Origin of the sequence: Nostoc flagelliforme FACHB-838 (genome assembly GCF_014698065.1) — a bacterium.
GTDB classification, from domain to species: Bacteria; Cyanobacteriota; Cyanobacteriia; order Cyanobacteriales; family Nostocaceae; genus Nostoc; species Nostoc flagelliforme_B.
On the sequence record NZ_JACJSI010000483.1, the window covers coordinates 1 to 3,959 of the forward strand.

A 3,959-nucleotide genomic window follows, 5' to 3' on the forward strand; every position below is an offset into this window, starting at 1 on the left:
TTGCTTCCAATACACCAGCTTTTATTACAAATACAAGGCATTCGGAATCAGATTCAAATAATACTTATGTACTAGTAATTGGCGCTCGCATTGTGCCAGTTGCGTAAGTCCTGAGAATATCTAAGTAAATTTCAATAAATAATTGAAACATTTATGTCTCGAAATCTTCCAGAGTGTGGATGCCATGTTTTTCCAACAGGCGAATGGCTTATAGAACCCATTTGATATCTTTTTTAGCTGGCAGCTAGCCTTTTGAGCATCAATCTGATAAAACAAAGCTTGAGCTTGGCATTGGTACGAGCGAGTGCAATACTGTTCGGTTAAGGAAAGAAAGTAGGCTGAAACACGAACCTAAAAGAGCGATCGCCCCATAAAATCAGAAGACAATCGCTTTCTCATCAGTTCATATCCCGAAACTTAGCAGCACGCAAAGACTGAGTTTTCGCTGCAACCACAGGACTACTAGCTCGTCGTGCGGTGGATGCCCAACCTTGCATACGCTCGACTGCCGCAGCGTCCTGAATCGCAAGCGGGGTAATGGTTTGACGGCAGGTTTCCAGGTCAGCAAGCGTTACCTGCTGCGGTCTACCCTCATCGAATGCCAGCAGAGCAGCTTCCGAAGCGAGGGTTTCCAGTTCTGCACCAGAGAATTTCGTGGTCGAGGCTGCGATCGCTTCGAGGTACTCTGATTCCAGGTGAATGCCAAAACGTTGTAGATGAATCCCTAGAATCTGTACACGCTCTGGTTCTGTGGGAAGATCAACAAAGAAATTTTCGTCAAATCTTCCCTTTCTCTTGAGTTCGGACGGTAGTGCTGAGGGGTCATTGCAGGTTGCCACGACAAACACGCCACTGGTTGATTCCGACATAAACGTGAGAATATTGCCCAGAATCCTCTGTGAGACTCCGCTAGTGTCACCAGTCCCTGAAAGTGCTTTTTCTATTTCGTCAATCCACAGGACGCAAGGTGCGATCGCTTCGGCGGTCTTGAGTGCGCGGCGGATATTGCCCTCAGACTCGCCTACTAAACTACCAAGCAGGGAAGCAATGTCTAGCTGTAGGAGTGGTAAATTGAGTATGTTGGCAATGTTCTTAGCGACACTCGTTTTTCCAGTACCGGGAGGCCCCGCAAGCAACACACCTTTTGGTTGAGGTAAGGAAAGTTCACGCGCCTCTTGTGTGAACAGCCGCCGCCGTCGATTGAGCCACTCACGCAACAAATCCAATCCTCCAAAGGAGATGCTAGCAGGCTTGCCCAATTCAATACCCATTTGAGACAGTAGCCGAGTTTTGTACTCGACTGCTTGGGGTATGAAATGACTATCAATTGAAATCCCATCTGATGTTAGGTTGTGTTTGACAGTTAACCGCAGGAAGTCGCTAATCTCCTCCAGGGTTAATCCCAAGGCAGCACGAGAGAGAGATTCAATTTCACTCTTGTTGAGGGAAATAGTAAAAGTCAATTCCTGTTCAATAGCTGACTGTTGTAGGTCATGCAAATAAGAATTGATATGTTCAAGTATTTGCTCAACTCCCGGCAGAGGAATTTCACAATAAAGGATTAAGCGTACAAGTGACTCGTGTAATTGAATGTTTTGACCCAGCAGCACAATGCGTTTATCAGTCGGCTTGAGACGATGGTAGAGATTTTTTACCTTGCTAACAACCTCCTAAGATAACGAAGGCGAATTCTTACCAATAAACGAGTGAATGTCACCTAAGATAAAGATTCCATCAGCACTAAAATTCGCAATGTAATCAAACACATATAACAATGGATCAGCATGTTGTGGTTTCTTATACTCTGGCACTGGTTTAAACACTAATCCCCCATCTGCTGCGATTAAACATTGCTCCAAGGTTGATACTCCCAGATTCCAGAAGAAAACTGGACATGAGAGCTTATTGTTAGCTTCAGCAGTTAACCACTGAATAATCGTCGCTTCATCAGGAGACAGGTTACTTTGATGAGTACGGGCTGGAGCCAATAGAATATCGCTTATATTCCCACATCGTCAGACGTGCTGGTAAAAACAGCTGCTTTGAATCTATCCCTAACATGGCTCGAAGCTGCTTGATGAATGAAAAAACTGTCCGAAAATCATTGCGGGTTTTAGTTGCTGCCAGATTAATCAAAGTTGTACAAGAGCGCAAAGGTAGAACATCCATTTACGAACTTACTCAACCAGGTGAGTGGCTTGACTCGCAATCTTTACCAGCAATTAGACAAGAATTCACTACAAATAGTGTTAATCAAAACTTGTCACACAATGGTAAGACCCCTGACAATAATGGCAGTGGTACCAAATCAGGAGGGGGTAGTGGTACCAAATCTGGTAGGGGTGTGGTTCCTGATTTGGTAGGGGTAGTGGTACCAAATCTGGTAGGAGTAGTGGTACCTGATTTGGTAGACGAAGTATATCCCAATAAGGTAATCCCATCTAAGGAATTCACACTTAATGCAGCACCCCCAATTCAAAACGCATTTCCCAGCCAAGAATCGTGTGTGTGTGAAACTGAACAACTAAACCTTGAAAAACCAACTCCAGAAAAACCAAGCTTAGAAAAATCAACCCCAGAAGAACCAACCCCACAATTACCCGCTTCCTTGTCAAAAAATTCCGAGTCTTTGCAACAAACCGATAACCCCTCTTGTAGGTCAATTATCCCGGCGGGGTCGTTCGAGAAAATCGAACAATCGAAGAAAAAACAGGTGATTGATGACCCGTACAAATCCGCTCAGAACGTGAAAGACCTGATTGACGCTTGGATTACAGACCCGACTGCTTTTGCTGATGATTTTGTACCACTAGTCGTCAGAGAAAAAATCAAGTGGAATCGCTGGGTTTTACCTTGGCACAGTGGAGAGCGAAAGCTGAATAACTTGTACCAGAACTTCAACCCGATAGTCGTGGACTTCCTGGCACAAGAATTAGCCACTAAATCGAAACTCTCGGCACAACTCGAAATTACTCATGCGATCACTGTAATGAATACTTGGGAGAAAACCAAGGGTGGATGGACGAATTTGAATCAACGCTATCAGCAAGCATTGCAAACAGAAAAACAGCCCCTACCTCAACAGCATACTGCTTTGGCTCAAAGAGTAAAAAACACCACTAGCACCACGCTCGAAGATGCGTTGGCACAAGACCATAAGCGCCGTCAGCAAGAGCAATCCATTCGGGTTCCATCTAATGGGTATCAACACAGCCCACATATGCTGGAACTAAAAGCAAAACTTCAAGCCGCAGCCAACACTCCAAAAGTTCCAAGCAACACCAGACCATCTTCCACGAATTTGAGAGAAGTTGAAGCGCAGTTAAAATTAGCCCTAAGAACATAATTATGCACCCTAATCAAGACAACGTAGTTTCTTTCCATCCTGACAGGTCACTTGACAACTTGCCTCCACAAAATATCGAAGCGGAAGTTGCGATTTTGGGCGGGATTATGCTTGACCCAGAAGCAATGACTAGAGTCAGCGATCGCTTGAGTATTGAAGCCTTTTACATCAGCGCTCACTCATATATCTATCAAGCCGCAGTCCAACTTCATGCTACATACCAACCCACAGATTTACTAAGCGTCACCGCATGGTTGGCTGACCACAATTTGCTCAATCGCATTGGTGGCAGAAACAAGTTAGCGACTTTGGTAGACCGCACTGTATCAGCCGTTAACATTGACGCTTTGGCTGATTTGGTAATGGAGAAATATCGACGGCGGCAGTTAATCAAAGTGGGCAATGAAATTGTCCAACTCGGTTACGAGACGCAAACTGAACTACCACTTGTACTATCGCTTGCTGAGGCGAAAGTTTTCACTGTAACCCAAAATCAAAGCGATGAACGCTGCAAGGTTTTCTCCGCACAAGACATGGGCATTGAACTTTTTCAAAAGCTGGAGATGGGAAACATGGCAGGTGACAGAATTGGCTGGTACGACATCGAGTGCGA

General features: G+C 44.9%; 2 protein-coding genes and 2 pseudogenes. 3 read left to right on the plus strand and 1 reads right to left on the minus strand.

What is annotated here, in order from left to right:
- Nucleotides 1-398: 398 nt before the first annotated feature.
- Nucleotides 399-1,958 (minus strand): annotated as a pseudogene (locus tag H6G97_RS47080) (AAA family ATPase); the annotation flags it as partial.
- A gap of 53 nt (nt 1,959-2,011) precedes the next feature.
- Between H6G97_RS47080 and H6G97_RS55725 the strand changes: the two are divergent.
- The 3 genes and pseudogenes from H6G97_RS55725 to H6G97_RS47090 form a co-directional block, all read left to right on the plus strand.
- Nucleotides 2,012-2,074: pseudogene (locus H6G97_RS55725) on the plus strand (hypothetical protein); the annotation flags it as partial.
- A gap of 3 nt (nt 2,075-2,077) precedes the next feature.
- Nucleotides 2,078-3,346, plus strand: coding sequence for a hypothetical protein (locus H6G97_RS47085; RefSeq protein WP_190947250.1), 1,269 nt, complete (start codon nt 2,078-2,080; stop codon nt 3,344-3,346).
- A gap of 2 nt (nt 3,347-3,348) precedes the next feature.
- Nucleotides 3,349-3,959: DnaB-like helicase N-terminal domain-containing protein (locus H6G97_RS47090; protein ID WP_277883459.1), on the plus strand; the 611-nt coding region annotated here is incomplete at its 3' end.